Origin of the sequence: Terrisporobacter othiniensis, assembly GCF_000808015.1 — a bacterium.
In the GTDB taxonomy this organism is placed as follows: domain Bacteria; phylum Bacillota; class Clostridia; order Peptostreptococcales; family Peptostreptococcaceae; genus Terrisporobacter; species Terrisporobacter muris.
In genome coordinates, this window is sequence record NZ_JWHR01000122.1 from 1 (window position 1) to 17,664 (window position 17,664).

General features: G+C 27.1%; 20 protein-coding genes, 1 riboswitch and 1 other annotated feature. Of the genes, 15 read left to right on the plus strand and 5 right to left on the minus strand.

Annotated features, from left to right (window positions below; translation table 11 throughout):
- Window positions 1-535: 535 nt before the first annotated feature.
- From QX51_RS21300 to QX51_RS15750, 12 genes are all read left to right on the plus strand, one after another.
- Window positions 536-751: a hypothetical protein gene (locus QX51_RS21300; RefSeq protein ID WP_052233106.1), complete on the plus strand. Its 216-nt coding sequence runs from the start codon at window positions 536-538 to the stop codon at window positions 749-751.
- A gap of 22 nt (window positions 752-773) precedes the next feature.
- On the plus strand, window positions 774-1,382 hold the full coding sequence (locus tag QX51_RS15700; RefSeq protein ID WP_039680849.1) for an NUDIX hydrolase: 609 nt from the start codon (window positions 774-776) through the stop codon (window positions 1,380-1,382).
- Window positions 1,383-1,446: 64 nt separating this feature from the next.
- Complete coding sequence (locus QX51_RS15705) at window positions 1,447-1,962, plus strand: flavodoxin domain-containing protein (protein ID WP_039680850.1); 516 nt, start codon at window positions 1,447-1,449, stop codon at window positions 1,960-1,962.
- A gap of 88 nt (window positions 1,963-2,050) precedes the next feature.
- Window positions 2,051-2,239, plus strand: a complete 189-nt coding sequence (locus tag QX51_RS15710) for a ferredoxin (protein ID WP_039680851.1) — start codon at window positions 2,051-2,053, stop codon at window positions 2,237-2,239.
- Window positions 2,240-2,354: 115 nt separating this feature from the next.
- Complete coding sequence (locus tag QX51_RS15715) at window positions 2,355-2,660, plus strand: GIY-YIG nuclease family protein (protein WP_039680852.1); 306 nt, start codon at window positions 2,355-2,357, stop codon at window positions 2,658-2,660.
- Between the two features lie 38 nt (window positions 2,661-2,698).
- Window positions 2,699-2,793: riboswitch (TPP riboswitch) on the plus strand.
- Between the two features lie 136 nt (window positions 2,794-2,929).
- Entirely contained in the window at window positions 2,930-3,724 is a 795-nt protein-coding gene (gene thiD / locus QX51_RS15720) for a bifunctional hydroxymethylpyrimidine kinase/phosphomethylpyrimidine kinase (RefSeq protein ID WP_039680853.1), read from the plus strand.
- 16 nt (window positions 3,725-3,740) lie between these two features.
- Window positions 3,741-4,544, plus strand: a complete 804-nt coding sequence (gene thiM / locus QX51_RS15725; RefSeq protein WP_039680854.1) for a hydroxyethylthiazole kinase — start codon at window positions 3,741-3,743, stop codon at window positions 4,542-4,544.
- Between the two features lie 16 nt (window positions 4,545-4,560).
- Entirely contained in the window at window positions 4,561-5,223 is a 663-nt protein-coding gene (tenA, locus tag QX51_RS15730; protein WP_039680855.1) for a thiaminase II, read from the plus strand.
- Window positions 5,223-5,840: an energy-coupled thiamine transporter ThiT gene (gene thiT, locus QX51_RS15735; protein ID WP_039680856.1), complete on the plus strand. Its 618-nt coding sequence runs from the start codon at window positions 5,223-5,225 to the stop codon at window positions 5,838-5,840. Before tenA ends, thiT begins: the two co-directional genes overlap by 1 nt.
- Before the next feature lie 10 nt (window positions 5,841-5,850).
- Window positions 5,851-6,483 (plus strand): thiamine phosphate synthase, encoded by a 633-nt coding sequence (thiE, locus tag QX51_RS15740; protein ID WP_039680857.1) that lies wholly within the window; start codon window positions 5,851-5,853, stop codon window positions 6,481-6,483.
- Window positions 6,484-6,580: 97 nt separating this feature from the next.
- Window positions 6,581-7,162 carry a TetR/AcrR family transcriptional regulator gene (locus QX51_RS15745; protein ID WP_039680858.1) on the plus strand — a complete coding sequence of 194 codons (582 nt, stop codon included), beginning with the start codon at window positions 6,581-6,583 and terminating at the stop codon, window positions 7,160-7,162.
- 23 nt (window positions 7,163-7,185) lie between these two features.
- Complete coding sequence (locus QX51_RS15750) at window positions 7,186-7,410, plus strand: hypothetical protein (RefSeq protein WP_039680866.1); 225 nt, start codon at window positions 7,186-7,188, stop codon at window positions 7,408-7,410.
- Window positions 7,411-7,448: 38 nt separating this feature from the next.
- On the opposite strand, the gene QX51_RS15755 is transcribed toward QX51_RS15750, so the two are convergent.
- Entirely contained in the window at window positions 7,449-7,751 is a 303-nt protein-coding gene (locus tag QX51_RS15755; protein WP_039680859.1) for a PTS sugar transporter subunit IIABC family protein, read from the minus strand.
- Window positions 7,752-7,834: 83 nt separating this feature from the next.
- Window positions 7,835-8,695 carry a YitT family protein gene (locus QX51_RS15760; protein WP_039680860.1) on the minus strand — a complete coding sequence of 287 codons (861 nt, stop codon included), beginning with the start codon at window positions 8,693-8,695 and terminating at the stop codon, window positions 7,835-7,837.
- A 113-nt stretch (window positions 8,696-8,808) separates the two neighbouring features.
- Here QX51_RS15760 and QX51_RS15765 point away from each other — a divergent pair, with 113 nt between their 5' ends.
- The 3 genes from QX51_RS15765 to QX51_RS15775 all read left to right on the plus strand — a co-directional run bounded on the left by QX51_RS15765 (window position 8,809) and on the right by QX51_RS15775 (window position 13,341).
- Window positions 8,809-9,771 carry a ComEC/Rec2 family competence protein gene (locus QX51_RS15765; protein ID WP_052233107.1) on the plus strand — a complete coding sequence of 321 codons (963 nt, stop codon included), beginning with the start codon at window positions 8,809-8,811 and terminating at the stop codon, window positions 9,769-9,771.
- Window positions 9,772-9,990: 219 nt separating this feature from the next.
- Window positions 9,991-11,013 carry a TDT family transporter gene (locus tag QX51_RS15770; RefSeq protein WP_039680861.1) on the plus strand — a complete coding sequence of 341 codons (1,023 nt, stop codon included), beginning with the start codon at window positions 9,991-9,993 and terminating at the stop codon, window positions 11,011-11,013.
- Between the two features lie 474 nt (window positions 11,014-11,487).
- A complete protein-coding gene (locus QX51_RS15775; protein ID WP_039680862.1) occupies window positions 11,488-13,341 on the plus strand; it encodes a tetratricopeptide repeat protein in 1,854 nt (617 codons plus the stop codon).
- Window positions 13,342-13,445: 104 nt separating this feature from the next.
- Here QX51_RS15775 and QX51_RS15780 read toward each other — a convergent pair whose 3' ends face one another.
- The 3 genes from QX51_RS15780 to thrC form a co-directional block, all read right to left on the minus strand.
- Complete coding sequence (locus tag QX51_RS15780) at window positions 13,446-14,381, minus strand: magnesium transporter CorA family protein (RefSeq protein ID WP_039680863.1); 936 nt, start codon at window positions 14,379-14,381, stop codon at window positions 13,446-13,448.
- A 390-nt stretch (window positions 14,382-14,771) separates the two neighbouring features.
- Complete coding sequence (gene thrB / locus QX51_RS15785; RefSeq protein ID WP_039680864.1) at window positions 14,772-15,668, minus strand: homoserine kinase; 897 nt, start codon at window positions 15,666-15,668, stop codon at window positions 14,772-14,774.
- 8 nt (window positions 15,669-15,676) lie between these two features.
- Window positions 15,677-17,158, minus strand: a complete 1,482-nt coding sequence (gene thrC / locus QX51_RS15790; protein WP_039680865.1) for a threonine synthase — start codon at window positions 17,156-17,158, stop codon at window positions 15,677-15,679.
- A 118-nt stretch (window positions 17,159-17,276) separates the two neighbouring features.
- Window positions 17,277-17,502: a binding site (T-box leader), on the minus strand.
- Window positions 17,503-17,664: the final 162 nt, after the last annotated feature.

A 17,664-nucleotide genomic window follows, 5' to 3' on the forward strand; every position in this document is an offset into this window, starting at 1 on the left:
ATTTCGTACAGTCCATTTATAATTTAAAAAGTGTAGATAGTATATCAAATAAGAACAGTATCATTCGTAGTTTAAATCCAGTTATAAACATACTAACTACTATAATCTTGTAATTAAATTATAGTTTAAAAAAGTACAATTATAGAAAGTGGGTATACAAAAGACATCTTATTGAATAAAAAACTTATGGAAAATAGTAATTTATAGTTGCCCTTATCTGTGCAAAATTAAAAAGGTAAGACAGGAGAAAAAAATGAAATTTAAAGTTAGTGATGAAGTTTTTAGTGAGTTGGGAGATGTATGTTTTGGAGTTGTAAAAGGAATTGATAATAGTTGAAACATAGAACAAATAAATAATTTATTAAATGATAATATTAAAAGAGTTGAAGAATACTATGTAAATAAAAAGGTAAAAGATGCTATCATATAGAGAAGCTTTTAGAGAGTTAAATATAAACCATAATAAGTAGATGAGTTCTATAGAAGCTATGACATCTAGGGTGGCAAAAAATAAAAAACTTCCAAGTATAAATATGTGAAAACTAGAAGGTGGATATGGAGACAAGTAGAAGTGGGTAAGATTATATCTAAAACAAGAAATATTTTTGTTCCTATAGATGGATTTAGACATAGTAACTTTGAAAGTGTTGTAAAAGCTATGGATGAGTTGGCAAATTTGTTTACTGAAATTTTTAATTGTGACGTAATAGTTGGTATTGTTGATAAAGATAATAAAGAAATTAATTTTTAATTTATTTAATTAGGAGGTAATTATGGGTAGAATAAAAGATATTACATCATTGGTAGAAACAAAATTTATAAGTTTATATAATGTTAAATATTTAAACAAAAGTAATAAAGAAAAAAGTTGGACAGTAGCATCAAGAAAGAAAAAAGAGGTATTAGAAGGGATTTATTTTGATAATGAAAAGGATAAAGTAGATGCTGTAATAATATGTGCATATCATAAAGATAGTGAAAAGCTAGTTATAATTAAAGAATTTAGGGTGCCTATAAATAAATATATTTATGAATTGCCAGCAGGGCTTGTAGATAGTGATGATGAAAATTTTGAAAGTGCTGTAAAAAGAGAATTAAAGGAAGAAACTGGTTTAGATGTAATAGAAATAAAAAAAGATCTAAGTTGCAATCAAGTATATTTATCACCAGGAATGACAGATGAATCTGCAGCATTTGTTTATTGTATATGTGAAGGTGAGATTAGTAATAAATTTTTAGAAGATGATGAAGATATTGAAGCTATTTTAATTTCACAGGAAGAGGCAAGAGAAATAATAAAAAATAATATTATTTCTTTAGATATTAGAGCCTATCTAGCATTACAATCATTTTCTGTTTTAGGGGAAAAAATGTTTATATAATTTATTGAAATAGAAATCATAAATCCTTTATTATTTTAATATATAAAAATATGGAGGGATTATTGTGCCTTATGATAAAAAAATAGCCATTGTATATAAAAGTAAGTATGGATGCACTATGAAATATGCTGGATGGTTAGCCATAAAACTAAATGCAGATCTGTATGAAGTAGCGGATGTAGGAAGATGGGATTTGTTAAAATATAAAACAATTATATTTGGTAGTCCCATATATAATTCTCAAATATATTTGAGAGATTATTTAGAAGATAAATATAATATTATAAAAAATAAAAATATAGTTTTATTTTGTGTGAGTATGAATTTACAAAGCAAAGAAGATATAGTGGAATATAATTTTAAAGATGAAGATATTAAAAATAAAATAAAGTTTTTTTTCTTGCAAGGATGCATTAATTTTAATAGTTTAAGTAGATTAGACAAAGTAAAAATCAAAAAATGTATAAATAAAAACCTATCTTTTGAAATAACAAATTTAGAAAAAAATATGAATATTGATAGAAGTGATAAACATACAATAACACCAATAATAAATTATGTTTTAGATAAAACCTATTAGATTAGAAATAAATACTGTTTGATGTATGATATTATTATAAATAGATAATAATATACATGATATTGAAATTTATAAATGGAGGTTACAAATGAAAGCACACGTAGATAGAGATACATGTATAGGATGTGGAGTTTGTCCATCTGTATGTCCAGCAGTATTTGAAATGGATGACGAAGGTTTATCTCATGTAATAGTTGATACTGTTCCAGCAGATGCTGAAGATGATGCTAAGGACGCAGAAGAAAGTTGTCCTGTAGATGCAATTACAGTTGAATAGCATTTATTAAAGGGTTATCAATTTTTATTGATAACTCTTTTTTAGTTTAAAAAATTGTGTTTTTAAGTAGGTTCATAGGGTATAATTAATAATATAAAATTGTAGGGGGATATACATGTGTTATACATATATAATTAGATGCAAAAACAATACTTTATACACAGGTTATACTACAGATATAATAAGACGCATGGAAGAACATAAAAAAGGTATCAATTCTAAATATACAAGGGCTAAAGGTTTTGATAAGTTGGAAGTGTTTTTTGAAAGTGATAGTAAAAGCCAAGCTATGAAATTAGAATATTATATAAAAAAATTAAGTAAATCTAAAAAAATATGGATAATAAATAATCCGGAGTTTTTTATTGATGAAGTTAAAGATAAATTTCAAATAAGTATTGGAAAAATAAATAAAAGTTGACAATTATTTTAAATGAATTATAATGAAGTTGAAAGTAAATAAATTGCTAGGGGCGCCATTGGCTGAGAGGTTTATACCGACCCTTGTACCTGATCTGGATAATACCAGCGTAGGAAAGCACTATGAATTTTATAACCATATAAGGGTTTTAAATTTGTATATAAACGCTATGCCTATAGGCATAGCGTTTTTTTCTAGGAAATTTATGATTTATCTTATTTTGAGTACGAATCATAAGTATATATTACGAATTAGGGGGGAGTAAAGGTATGAAAAATTACAAGATACCAACATTAACAATAGCTGGCTCTGACTCATCAGGTGGAGCCGGAATACAAGCAGATTTAAAAACGTTTTCTGCCATAGGAACTTATGGAATGAGTGTAATTACTGCAATAACAGCTCAAAATACACAGGGTGTTTCTGATGTGCAAGAGCTTAGTTCCAAGATTATTAAGGAACAAATAAAAGCGGTTTGTGAGGATATACCACCAAAAGCAATAAAAGTAGGGATGGTATCTTCTCCAGAAATAATTAAAGATATAGTTGACTCATTAGAAAAATATCCATGTGAATACTTAGTTGTAGACCCAGTTATGATTTCTAAAAGTGGGTATTCTCTTCTTAGACCAGAAGCTAAGGATAGTCTAATAAAATACCTTATACCTAAGGCTTATATAGTAACACCAAATATACCCGAAGCTGAAGAAATAAGTAATATGAAGATAGATACAGTTGAAGATATGAAAAAAGTAGGTAAGGTAATTCTTGATTTAGGACCTAAATATGTTCTTATGAAAGGTGGACATTTAGATGGTGATTGTGTAGATGTGTTAATAGGTGAGGATTTATTTGAAGTTTTTAAATGTGAAAGAATAAATAGAAAAAATACTCATGGAACTGGATGTACAATATCATCTGCCATAACATCTCATTTGGCACTTGGATATGATATTGTTGAATCTGTAAAACTTAGTAAAGAATATATTACTGAAGCAATAAGACATAGTTTTGATATAGGTAAGGGTGTAGGACCAGTACATCATTTTTATAAATTTGATTAAACAATAGGGGGATATTATGTATAAATTATTAAAAAAAGTTAAAGAAATAAATCCACTTGTATTGAACTATACAAATAATGTTACTATAACAGATTGTGCGAATACAACACTAGCTATAGGGGCAAGTCCACTGATGAGTTTTTCTTATGAAGAAGTTGATGATATAGTTAAAGTTGCTAGCAGTGTAGTTATTAATATAGGAACAATGAATAGTGAATTGTTGGATTTATATGTTTTAGCAGGAAAAACTGCAAATAAGTACAACAAGCCAGTTATACTAGATCCAGTAGGGGTATTTGCTACAAAGGCAAGAACTGATTTAACTAATAAATTATTAAATGAAGTTAAATTTGATGTGATAAGAGGAAATATATCTGAAATTCAGTTTATAGGTGGAATGGATGTAAAAGGTAAAGGTGTAGATTCTTTTGATGATGGAAGTGATGCATCATTTATTACCAAAGAAGTAGCTAAAAAACTTGAGTGCATTGTTGTTGCTTCAGGAAAGACTGATGTGATTAGTGATGGAAATAAAATATACAAAATAAGCAATGGAACACCTAAACTTAAATTTATAACAGGAACAGGATGTATGAGCACATCTTTAATAGGAAGTTTCTTACCATGTACAGAAGATAAAATAGATGCAGCAGTAATGGGGACTTTAGTAATGTCTCTTTGTGGAGAATTGGCAAACAGAGAAAATCCAGCAATAGGAAGTTTTAAAACAAAACTATTTGATGAAATTTTTACTTTGAATGAAGAGACTTGTAATAAGTATGGGAAAATTGAGTTAGCGCAACTTAATAGTTCATTATAGTAGAGAGGGGAATGCTATGTTATTATCAGATTATTTATTTAATGAAAGTAAGGAAATATGGGATGAATATTTAAAACATCCTTTTATAGTAGAAATGGGACAAGGAACTTTAGACAAAAAAAAGTTTAGAGAATATTTAGTTCAAGATTACTTATACCTTCTAGATTATGCTAAAGTTTACGCCATGGGACTTATAAAAAGTGATGACGTAAATCATATGAAGTTTTTTAAAGATAGCATAAATGGAATTATGGAAGATGAAAGTGCTACACATATAGCTTATTTAAAAGAGCTAGGTGAAGATATTAAAACACTTCAAAGACATAATATAAAATTGGAAAATGAAAATTATACTAATTTTATGAAAAGTATAGCATTAACAGGAGATATTCAAGATTTAATAATAGCAGTACTTCCATGTGCGTGGAGTTATTATTATATAGCTAAAGAAATGAAAGAAATATATAAGGATAAGTTAGAAAATAATTATTACGCAGCATGGATAGAGTCATATTCTTGTGAAGAATATAGAATGTGCGCCAAGGAAAATATAGATTTTGCAAATGAACTTTGTAAAAATATAGACGATAGCAAAAAAGAAAAATTAAAAGAGATTTTTATAAAGGGAAGTTTATATGAGATGGCATTTTGGGATATGGCCTATAAGGAGATGAGCTAATGTTAAATATATTTATATTAGGTTTATGTTTAATACCTATAATTTATTATATTTTTAAACTTAAGGACTTTAAATTAAATACAAAAACAATGGTGATAATAGCTTTATTTGCAGGTGTACATTTTGTTTTATCAAAAATACAATTTGTTCAATATCCTCAAGGTGGAGGATTTAATTTACTGGCATCATTACCAATACTATTAGTTGGTATTTTATACGGACCTATTATAGGCATGACTTGTGGTTTAGTGTCAGGATTAATAACACTATTAGGTGGAGAATTATTTATAGTTCATCCAGCACAATTTTTATTAGACTATATACTTCCAACAATGTTATTAGGTTTAAGCGGAATATGTGGTTCAGAAAAGAAAAGTAAGATATTTTTAGGCTGTTTAATAGCAGTAGCGCTTAAAGTTACAGTTCATGTTATATCTGGGTGTGTGTACTTTTATGAATATGCACCTGTTGGATGGAGCCCTTTAATTTATTCTTTAGTATATAATTTAACAGGAGAAGGAATAGAAGCATTATTAAGTTCTGTGGTTATAACAATAATTCCTATAGGAAAGATTATGAAAATGGCTAATATAACTACAATAAATAAGGCAAGTTAAGGAGAGTATTATGGTAGATAAAAATAAGTTAAAAAAATTACTTAAATTATATTTAGTAACAGATTCAGATTTATTAAAAGGAAGAGATTTTTATAAATGCATAGAAGAGGCTATTCAAGCCGGAGTTACTATGGTACAACTTAGAGAAAAAGATGCTGATGGTAAGGAGTTTTTGGAAAAAGCAATAAAGCTTAGAGAAATTACTAAAAAATATAACGTTTTTTTTATTATTAATGATAGAATAGACATTGCCTTGCTTGTTGATGCTGATGGTGTTCATGTGGGTCAAAGTGATATAGATGCTACTTCAGTAAGAAAATTAATCGGTGAAGATAAAATTATTGGAGTATCTGCTAGAACTGTTAAAGAGGCAAAGCAAGCTAAAAAAGATGGAGCTGACTATTTAGGTATAGGAGCAATGTTTTCAACAAGTACAAAATTAGATGCCAAAGATGTTTCATTCAACACTTTAAACGAAATAATAGATGAAGTTGAGATGCCTTTTGTTTTAATTGGAGGAATAAATTTGGATAATGTGCATAAATTGAAACAGTTTAATCCAGATGGATATGCTCTTGTATCAGGTATATTGGGAGCTGAAGATATAGTATCTAGAGTGAAGTTATGGAAGAATGAAATATAGATATATTTAAATGACCTAGAAATAGGTCATTTTTTTATGTTATAATGAATTTGAAAAGGATATGTGTTTTCGTAATAAGTTATAAAGGGGAAAGGCCATGGATGAACTTAATTCAACAAAAAATAAAATATCTTCTGTTGCATGGAAATTGTTTTATGAACAGGGATATGATGCAACAACAGTTGATCAAATAATAAATGAATGTGGAATATCGAAAGGTAATTTTTATCACTATTTTAGTGCAAAAGATGATTTATTAAATACCTTATCAGATATATTTGATGAAGAATATACAAAGATAATGGATACTTTAGATGTAAATATGAATAGTTTTGATAAGCTTATAACAACGAGTAGACATTTATTTAGATTTATAGAGGAAAATGTGCCTGTAGATTTATTGGCAACTTTGTATTCATCTCAGATTATTAAAAAAGGCAAAAAAACTTTGTTAGACCAGCAAAGGGTATACTATAAAGTATTGCAACAAATAATAAGTGAAGGTCAAAATAGAAATCAAATAAAGAATGATAGATCATTTTGGGAACTAGCTAAAATTTATGCCATGCAAGAAAGGGCAGTTTTATATGACTGGTGTATTTGCGAAGGTAATTATCCTTTATCTTCTTATGGTATCGAACTTTTAGAAATGTTTTTAAAAGATTTTAAAATGGATTAATGAGGATGGTGTAAATGAGCAACATAAGTATTAAGCTTACTAGAGACAATTTTAATTTTAGATTTAAACAATATGAAGGAATGTATTTTCATGCTGACATAAATGAAAATAGTGAAGTTATAAAATATAAAATTACAAAGGATAAAGAGGGGAATGAGTTAAAAGAATTTGGGAATACTCATTTGAAGGAGAATATGATCTACATACCTCAAATAGAAGCTTATATAGATTTAAAGAAAATAAAATAAAATTACAAACCAAAAAAGAGAGAATATATCTCTCTTTTTTAGTTTAAATCAAGTGTTATTTCTGAAATTACATTAGATGGATTTTCTATAACAAATTGAGGTAATACTTCATAATATTCTCGATCAATAAATCTTTCAATTTCTTCAATTTCTTCAACTTCTTTTTCTGTCACAAATAGCACTATATTTGAGTTTTGTATAATATCATTAGATAATTTATTTACTATACCGTTTTCATTTTGTACTTCGTAGTTTACAATTATTCCAATCTTAGAAGCTGTTTCTTTAAGAAGCTTTCCACTTAATTCATTATCGCATATTGCTGCTATTTTTATGTTCATTAATCATACCTCTTTTCTTAAAACTAAGTATATATAATTATAATAAATTGTTAAGAAATTACAAGTCTTATAATTATATATACTTATGCACTTATTGGTGTAAACCCTTCACCAAATACTTCATGCACATCGCTAACTATTATAAAGGCATTTTTATCAACTTTTTTAATTAATTTCTTTAAATGAACTTCTTGTTTCTTATTTACAACGACTATTAATACACTTTTGCTATTATCAGTATAACCACCTTTTCCATCAAGAATAGTTATACCTCTTTTAATATCATTCACAATAGCATTTTTTAGAGCTTCTTCTTCGTTTGTTATTATCATAAAGCTTTTTGAATAATCAAATCCTGCAACAATAAAATCTACCATTTTTACGATAACATATAAGCTAATTGCTGAATATAAACCTGTTTCTAAATTCTTATTAACTAAACCTGACGATATCACAACAAGTCCGTCTATAAATACTAAGCATTTTGATAAAGGAATGCTTGGGATAGCCTTGTTAACCATCAGGGCTATTAGATCTGTTCCTCCAGTGGAACCATCAACTCTAAATATAATTCCTAGTCCTAACCCCAAAAGTATAGCTCCTGTTATTGCTGATAATAAAACATCATTTGTTACTGTAATTTGAGAAAATGAAGATGTAAGCTTTAGACAAGTTGATAAAAGTAACATACCTATTAAAGTCTTTAGAGCATCTTTTTTCCCTAAAATTTTGATTGAAAATATTATTAGAGGTATACCCATTATTAACATTATTGCTGATACAGATAAACCACTAATTTTGCTTAAAACTACAGATAGACCACTTAAGCCACCTGGTGCAATAGTGTAAGGACTAAAGAACATGTTTATACCAATACTTGCTAGTATACATCCTATAATCATACCTAAAGCTTCTGTTATGATATTTTTTAAATTATTTTTCATATATATCCCTCCATAAAACATATTATAACAATTATAATAGAATTTTACTAATAATTTGAAATAATATTAAATATTAACTTTATTCAAAAAATAAAAACTAAAAAGAAGTATTTTTGCGAACGTTAACAAGTTATTTAATAGTTTTATGTACTTTCATAATTACAACACCAAACTTAAACGAAGTTATAGCAGACTCACAGCTATTATCGCAGGCTCTGAATAAATATAATACAATTTCTTTAAATATTAATAAAAAAGAAAATAAAAGTAATCAAAATAATAAAAATGAAGAAGATGAAAATACATCATCGAACGTTTATGAAGCTCAATTACATTTTATAAATACGGGGAATTCAGATGCAATTCTTATTAGACAAGGAGGAGAATCAGCTCTTATTGATGGTGGAGATAATGATGATGAAGAAACTGTAGTTAATTATTTAAACGATATAGGTGTAAAAGAGCTAAAATACGTTATAGCTACACATCCAGATGCCGATCATATAGGTGGGTTAGATGCTGTAATTAATTCAATTCCTGTAAAAAATGTTTATGTAAGTAATGGAGATGCAAATACAAAAACTTACTCAGACTTTATAAATTCAATGGCTAAGAAAAGTTTATACCCTAGTGTACCATTATTAGGAACAGAATTCTATTTAGGAACATCAAAGTTTAAAGTGTTATCAGCAGCAAATCTTAAGAACCCAAATGATAATTCTATTGTTTTAGAATATGTAAACGGTAATGATAAGGTATTGCTTATGGGAGATGCAGGATATGATATTGAAAGAATTATTAAGGTGGATGATGTTGACTTAATTAAGGTAGGCCACCATGGTTCTAATACTAGTTCTGATATTAATTTTATAAAGAAAATTAATCCTCAGTATGCTGTAATAACAGTTGGGAAAAACAATAGATATGGTCATCCAAATAAAGAAACTATGCAAACTTTAAAAAATGAAAATATAGAGGTTCACAGAAGTGATGAATGTGGACATATTTTATTCAAATCAACAGGTAACGGGTTAGTTATTAATTGTAAAAAAGGGAGCTACAATTATGGACGTTAATAACATATAAATTTAATTGTTTTACGAAAATAATATAATAATATTATTCTATTAAAGACATTATCATCCATAAACAAAACTTATGATTAGCATGAAAAAGTTAAATATATAAAATATTGAAATCCTATTTATTTTTTGAATAATGGTGATATAATGATGTACATAGTTAAGGCAGGCAAGAAAATAAAGTGTAAATATAAAATTGACAGAGGTGATTAAATGAGACAGTATTTAGATAAATTAGAAAATTTACACATCGGAATAAGTGGTACATGTTTAGCATTTATAACATTAAGTAACTGCTGGTTAATAAAAGATATAAATTACTTAAAACCACTATCTATAGGATTAGCAGTAATAATGTTATCACTAATGTTTATAAGATTAATAAAATTCCCTAAAACAATGTTAAAAGAACTTAAAGATCCAGTAATGGGAACTTTTTATCCAACATTCGGTATGGTAACTTGGTTAGTATCTGCATATTTTTATCCACATGCACCAAAGTTTTGTTCAGCGTTATGGATAGGGGCAGCTATATATCATTATTCTATAGCAATTTATTATACAATAATAAGAATTAAAGAAAGAAACTTTAACAATGTAATGCCTACATGTTTTATTATATATACGGGCATGATAACAGGTAGTGTTGCCAGTGTGGGAATGGGTGGAATAATACCTGCTATAGCACATTTCATGCTAATGTTTGGATTTACTTTTTATACAATATTATTACCAGTAGTTTTATACATTGTTTTTAAAAGTGAAATATTAGATGATAAAAAACTACCTACTGTAGGGATTGTTTGTTCTCCAGCGCCACTAGGTATTGTTGGTATTTTATCAATAGAGCCACACCCAAATATGTATATGTTAACATGGCTTATAGTTACTGGATTAATACTTTTAGGTGTTGTCTATGCTTATATAATTAAGCTTTTTAAAGAAGGATTTAAACCATCATATGCAGCATTTACATTTCCCTTAGCAATAGCAACATTAGCAGCATACAAATTATCATCATTCTTTGTATCAACTGGACATGCAAATTTAGGTCATCTATTTGGAGTATTAGGTAATGTAGAAATATTTATTGCAACTTATGTAGTATTCTTTATACTACTAAACTTTATAAATATGTTTTTAAAAGCTATAAATCCTAGATTAGAAGAGTTTGTAGAAAAGGAAGAGCAAATACTAGGTGGAGCTATTTATAGCAAGGATGCAAATCAAATATAATAATTAATATCATAAATAAACCTCTTAAAATCTTATTAACGGTGATAGATTTTAAGAGGTCTTTTATAGTTTAAATTAGTTTTAAGAATTTAAGAACTAATAGACATACTAAAATTAATAGTGCAGCCTTAAAAATCATAGATGTAAAAACTTTTAATAGTTTAAGGCCAACTCCTATAATAACTACTAAAAGACAAATTTTTAATAATAAATTTAAATCCATATGTATTCATAATATAATATAGAATATTATAATGTCGATGTATATATAATATATTTTTTTTGTCAATTAATCAAGTTTTTCATTTTTTGAATAATAAAGCTGATTATAAAAATAATATAATAGATGTAATTTATCCAAACATAAAATTACATCTTTATTACAATTTTGAAAAAATATTCATGAAGTAGATACAATGTAATATAATATCTATTATTGCAATTATTATATTAAATAAAATAGGAGTAAGAAAGATGATGAGTTCAAAATTTTCTTTTGGAAAAATTAAAGATTTACCTAAAGAATCTGGATTAGCACATAAGAAGGCTATTATCTTGGAGAAGATGGGAAAGTTAGATGAAGCAATTGAATCATATAAAATCTCAGCAGAAGAAGGTAATGTAAAGTCACAATATTCATTAGGGAAAATATATTTAAGCAGAAAACAATACCATGAGGCAGAAAGATGGTATTCTATGGCATTCAAAAATGGTCATGAAAATGCTGCTTATGATTTAGGGAATATGTATTATGATTTAGAAGGATACGAGTATGCGCTATATTGGTATGAAAAAGTTGCCATGGAAGGAAATGTGAAGGCGCAAAATAATCTTGGAGTGGTTCATTATAAATTGGGTGATTATTTAAGAAGTGAAAAATGGTTAAAGATTGCAGCAGATGATAACTTGGGATCAGCATGTTTTAATTTAGGTATCTTATATCTTCATTTAGAAAAAGAAGAGGAAGCTATAGAATTTTTTAAAAAGGGTTCTGTATTACTTTCTGATGATTGTAAATACAATTTAGCTATTTTGTATAGAAAAAATGATAATGAAAAGAATGCTATTTCTATGTATAAACAATTGTATCGTTCAGCTCATGCAAAGGGATGCTATAATATGGGTCTAATCATGGAAATAAATAAGGATGAAAGTGAAGCAGAAAGATACTATTTAAAAAGCTGCAAAAGTGAATTTTCAAAAGCGCAGTATAGGTTAGCTTATTTATATGACAGACAGGATAGAAGAGAAGATGCTATTGAATATTATGAAAAGGGAATTGAACATGATAATCCATTATGTAAATTTAGATTAGCTAATTTGTGTAATAGAGAAAATGAAATAGAAAGAGCAAAGATGTATTATGATCTAGCTTCTAATGATATGGTAGAGGCTAAAAATAATTTAGCAGGATTATATTTTGAAGAAGAAAACTATGATAAAGCTATAAAAAATTACGATGAAGCTATAGTTGATGGATGTAAAGTGTCTATAGAAAATATAGGTGATTTGTATGACCAAATAGGAGATATAGAAAAAGCTATATCATATTATCAACGAAATTCTACTATTGTATCTTCTCAAATAAAATTGGGAGATATATTTAAGAGGATTGATAACATCGATGAAGCTATTGTTTGGTATGAAAAAGCATTTGAGAATAAAGATATTTATGCAGCATATGCCTTAGGGTTAATATATGAGTATCTAAAAGATTTTGAAGAGGCCAAGAAGTATTTTATCGTTGCAGTTGAAAACAATCATGTAAATAGCCGTATACACTTGGGAAGGATATATTATAATGAAGAAAATTATGAAGAAGCTAAAAGGATGTTTGATATATCTGCCAATGAAAATAATGTTTACTCACAACATATGCTAGGTTTGATATATGAAAATCATTACAATGATTACACGAATGCAAAATATTGGTATGAAAAGTCTAAGGAACAAGGATGCATTGAATCAATTTATAATTTAGGTCAACTTTCTTTAAAATTAGGTGAAATAGAGGAAAGTGAAAAATACTTTATAGAAGGTGTAAAAAAAGAAGATAAAAATTGTGAATATATGTTAGCTTATTTATACTATGAAAAAAGTAAAAATATATTCAAAGACCTTAGTGAAGCTCATTATGGAAATAGTGAAAAAATTTATAGCACTCTTTTAGAGTTAGATGTAGATAAAAATGAAAGACTGATTGCACAGTTTGAAGAAATTATGGAGGAAGAGGAAGAAGAGTACATACCTCAATATATTTTAGAAGTAAGTGAAAACTTAGAAAATGAGTTTGAAAAAATTGAATCTGAAATGAAAATAGAATATTAAAATAAAGGTGCTTAGATGAAAACTCATATAAGCACCTTTATTACTAAAAACTTTATATATTTTAATATTTAAAGTTTTTTAAGTATACAATGAAGAATATTTATTTACAATAATTTATTTTTTGATAAAAGTATAGATAATATTAAACAAATAATTGCTGATATAAATAGTATTATCCAAAATCCATTGGGATCTGATGAAAACGGAATATTTTGAACGTTCATTCCAAAATATCCTGAAATCATTGTAGGTATGGATAAAATAAGCGTCACAACAGTTAAAAGTTGCATTACGTTATTTTGGTTATTATTAACAATAGCACTAAAAGCATCCATGATTCTACTAAGTATATCTCCATAAATAGAGGCCATTTCAAGGGCCTGTCTATTTTCTATAATAACATCTTCTAATAAATCCTCATCTTCAGAATATTTTTTTATTGTAGATGTACGAAGCATTTTATTTAAAACTAGTTCAATTGCTTTTAAAGAAGTAGAGAAATATACAAGTGATTTTTCTAGTTCTAATAATTGAACAAGCTCTTTATTCTTCATAGATTTGTGTATTTCACGTTCTATTTCTATAGTCATTCTATTAATTCTTCTAAGATATAATAAATAGTAAGTAGCATTTTTATGCAAAATTTGTAGTATAAAACGTGTTTTCTTATGAGTATAGAATTCTTTTATATGACCAACTATAAAGTCGTTTAGAATTTTACTCTGTGCAGTGCATACAGTAATTATACAATTATCCTTAACTATTATTCCCAAGGGAATAGTAGAGTAATGAGCAGAATCAGAGTCAGACTCATCTATTGGAATATCAATTAAAATTAATGTATGATTATCCTCCGCATCTATTCTTGAACGTTCTTCTTCATCAAGAGCTGCATTGATACTATCAATATCTATATCAAATCTATCTGAAATATATCTTATTTCTTCATGACTCGGTTCAACAAGATTTATCCAACAACCATCTTCAAAGTAGTTAAGTTTTTCTAATTTTGTCTCAATTGTTTTGTAATATCTTATCATGGCAACACATCCTTTATTCAGTTTTATATATTGGCACTTAATGATATCTATTAAAAGACCAATATATAAAAAGGGTATTAGTCATAAATAGATATTATTAAGTGATTAAAAAGTCTTACAGTCCGAAACAAGAGTATCGGAATACTGTCCATTTTTCATCACTCTCCTTTATTATTTAAACATCTATTATATATTAATGATTTTCTTAAAATAAATCAATACTTGAAAAAAATTAACATGAAAATAATAGACCTATCTTATATTATAAACCTTTTAAAAAGAATATTAAATCCTTTTTATGAAAATTTCCTATTTAATAAAAAATGACTTAATATAAATATAAAAAGATATAGGATTTTTATCAAGCCTATATCTTTAATAAAAAATAAATTAATCTATAATATTTACAACAACGCCATTATAATCGCAATGCAAATCTTTAATTTGCCACTTATTATCTAAAGATAATAAATACGATTCCATATCAGGTAAAAAATCCTTATCATCATCAGAAGTCAAAGACATTATAGTTGGTCCTGCTCCACTTAAAAAAGTACCTAAGCAATTTAGCTTGTTTGAATAAGTAACAATTTTATCGTAATCATTTATTAAAGGACTTCTATATTCTTGGTGGAATTTATCCTTGCATGCAACTTTTAATAATTCCAAATTATTATTCATAAAAGCTGTAACTAAAAGAGTAGCTCTTGATACATTAAAAACACCGTCTTTATGATCTATAGTTTTAGGTAGAACACCTCTTGCTTTTTCTGTTGAAAGTTTAAAATCTGGTATAAGAGCACAAAATCTTAAGTTTTTTGGAACCTTAATAGTATCATAGTATATTTTTTCATCTTCCATAAATGATACAATCATATTACCGTATATTGCAGGAGCAACATTGTCTGGATGACCTTCAATTTCTGTTGCTAATTTTAATATTTCCTCTTTGTTTAAGTTTGATTTGCTAAGATAATTTGCACCCATAAGTCCTGCAATTATACAAGTGGCACTGCTTCCTAGTCCACGGCAAATAGGAATATTATCTATAATTTTTATTTTAACACCTTTTGGAATAATACTTGGTTTAACCTTTTCAAAGAAATATAACATTGATTGATAAACCATATTATCCTCATTAATATATTCTTTTTCTTTTTCCTCAATTATAATACCTTCGTCTATTTCCTCAAAATAAAATTTATTATATAAATTTAAGGCTATACCAAGACAATCATATCCTGGGCCAATATTTGCACTAGTAGCGGGCACTATTACTTCTAACATATTATCACCTACACTTTTAAAATATTTTCAATTTCTTTTTTTAATTGGTACTTTTCACAATTTCTATTATGTAGAATCTTAGCAGTCTTTAAATTTTTTATTGGTAATGGAATCTTTTTGTTAGTTTCTAAACTAAGCTTTTCTAAAATATCAAATTCATTTAGATTTTCTACACTTTTACCTAAAGAAGATAATACATCCTTACTAAATTTATAAGGGCTTGCAGTACTTACTATTACAGTAACTACATCTTCTGAGTTAATTTTCTTATATTTTTCATAGGCAGTATAAGCTACACATGTGTGTGTATCTATTAAATAATTGCTCTCTTTAAAAACTTTATTAATATTTTCTTTTACCTCGACTTCAGTAGCGTACTCTCCATGGAAAGTACTTAAGTTTAACTCCATATCCTCGTCGATTTCATAGAATCCTTTGGCGTTTAAACTATTAATTAGTAAATTTACTTTTTTATCATCTCGATTACTGACTTCAAATAAAAGTCTTTCTAAATTGCTTGATATTAATATATCCATAGATGGGGAAGTTGTTAAATGAAGCAATCTATTTTTATCGTATTTACCAGTTTCAAAAAAATCATAAAGGACATTATTTTCATTGGAAGCACAAATTAATTTATTTATTGGTAAGCCCATAAGTTTAGCGTAATAAGCAGCAAGAATATTACCAAAATTACCTGTAGGGACAACAAAGTTTATTTTATCTCCCAACTTAATATATTTATCTCTTACTAAATTCAAGTAAGAATAAAAATAATAAACAATTTGAGGTAATAATCTACCAATATTTATAGAGTTGGCAGATGATAAAATATAGTTATTTTTTAATAAGAATTTATTAAACTCTTCGTCATTAAATATATTTTTAACAGCAGATTGAGCATCATCAAAATTGCCATTTATTGAAACAACATGAGTATTACTTCCTTCTTGAGTCCTCATTTGAAGTTTCTGAATATTACTTACACCATCTTCAGGGAAAAATACAATTATTTTAATTTGATCTAAGTCTTTGAACCCCTCTAAGGCGGCTTTGCCTGTATCTCCTGAAGTTGCTGTTAAAATAACTATATCTTCTTTAATATCATTTTTTTTAAGTGATTTTTCCAGAAGATGAGGCATTAATGTTAAGGCCATATCCTTAAAGGCACATGTTGGTCCATGATATAGCTCTAAAAAATAATTGTCGTTTATTTTTTTTGTTGGTGCAATTATTTCTGTATCAAATTTATCATCATAAGCTTTGTTAATACAGGATTTAAGTTCGTTTTCTGTAAAATCATCTAAAAATAGTTTCAAAATTTCAAAGCATAATTCTTTATAGGATAGATTAATAAATTTATTAAGCTCATTTTTCAAATATGGAAATTCTGTTGGTACATATAATCCACCATCAGAGCAAAGTCCGTTTACTATAGCTTTTGATCCCTTTATTTTTTCACTACATCCCCTTGTACTTACAAAGTGCATATTTGTACCTCCTCATAAAAATATAATTTTGATAGACGTGTTGGCAGCATTAAGTGTTTCGCCAACACGTCTATCAAGTGAAGCAAATTTTTTATAATAAAAAAACTCCCATCCCTAAAAAAGGGACGAGAGTATATTCCCGCGGTTCCACCCAAATTGATTAAAAAATCCACTTGTTACATGTAACGTGTGTAAAACGTCTATTCTTACTAAAATCAAAAGATAACTTCAGAATGAAGCTCCTAGGTAGTTTTCAATATTTCTAATTAAGGAAATCTTTCAGCCTATGAATTTCCATCTCTGATAATCGATTAAAATTTACTCTTCCTAATCATAGCTTTTTTATATTAAATTATTTAAATTCTAACTAAGGTTAATAAATATGTCAAGAAAAATTATAAAAATATACTAAATATAATTTTTTTGTATTAGAATATTACAAAGTTTTAACTCTTTTCAAGTAAAAGTGTGGTATCATATTATTATCCTTAAAAGGAATTAACTAG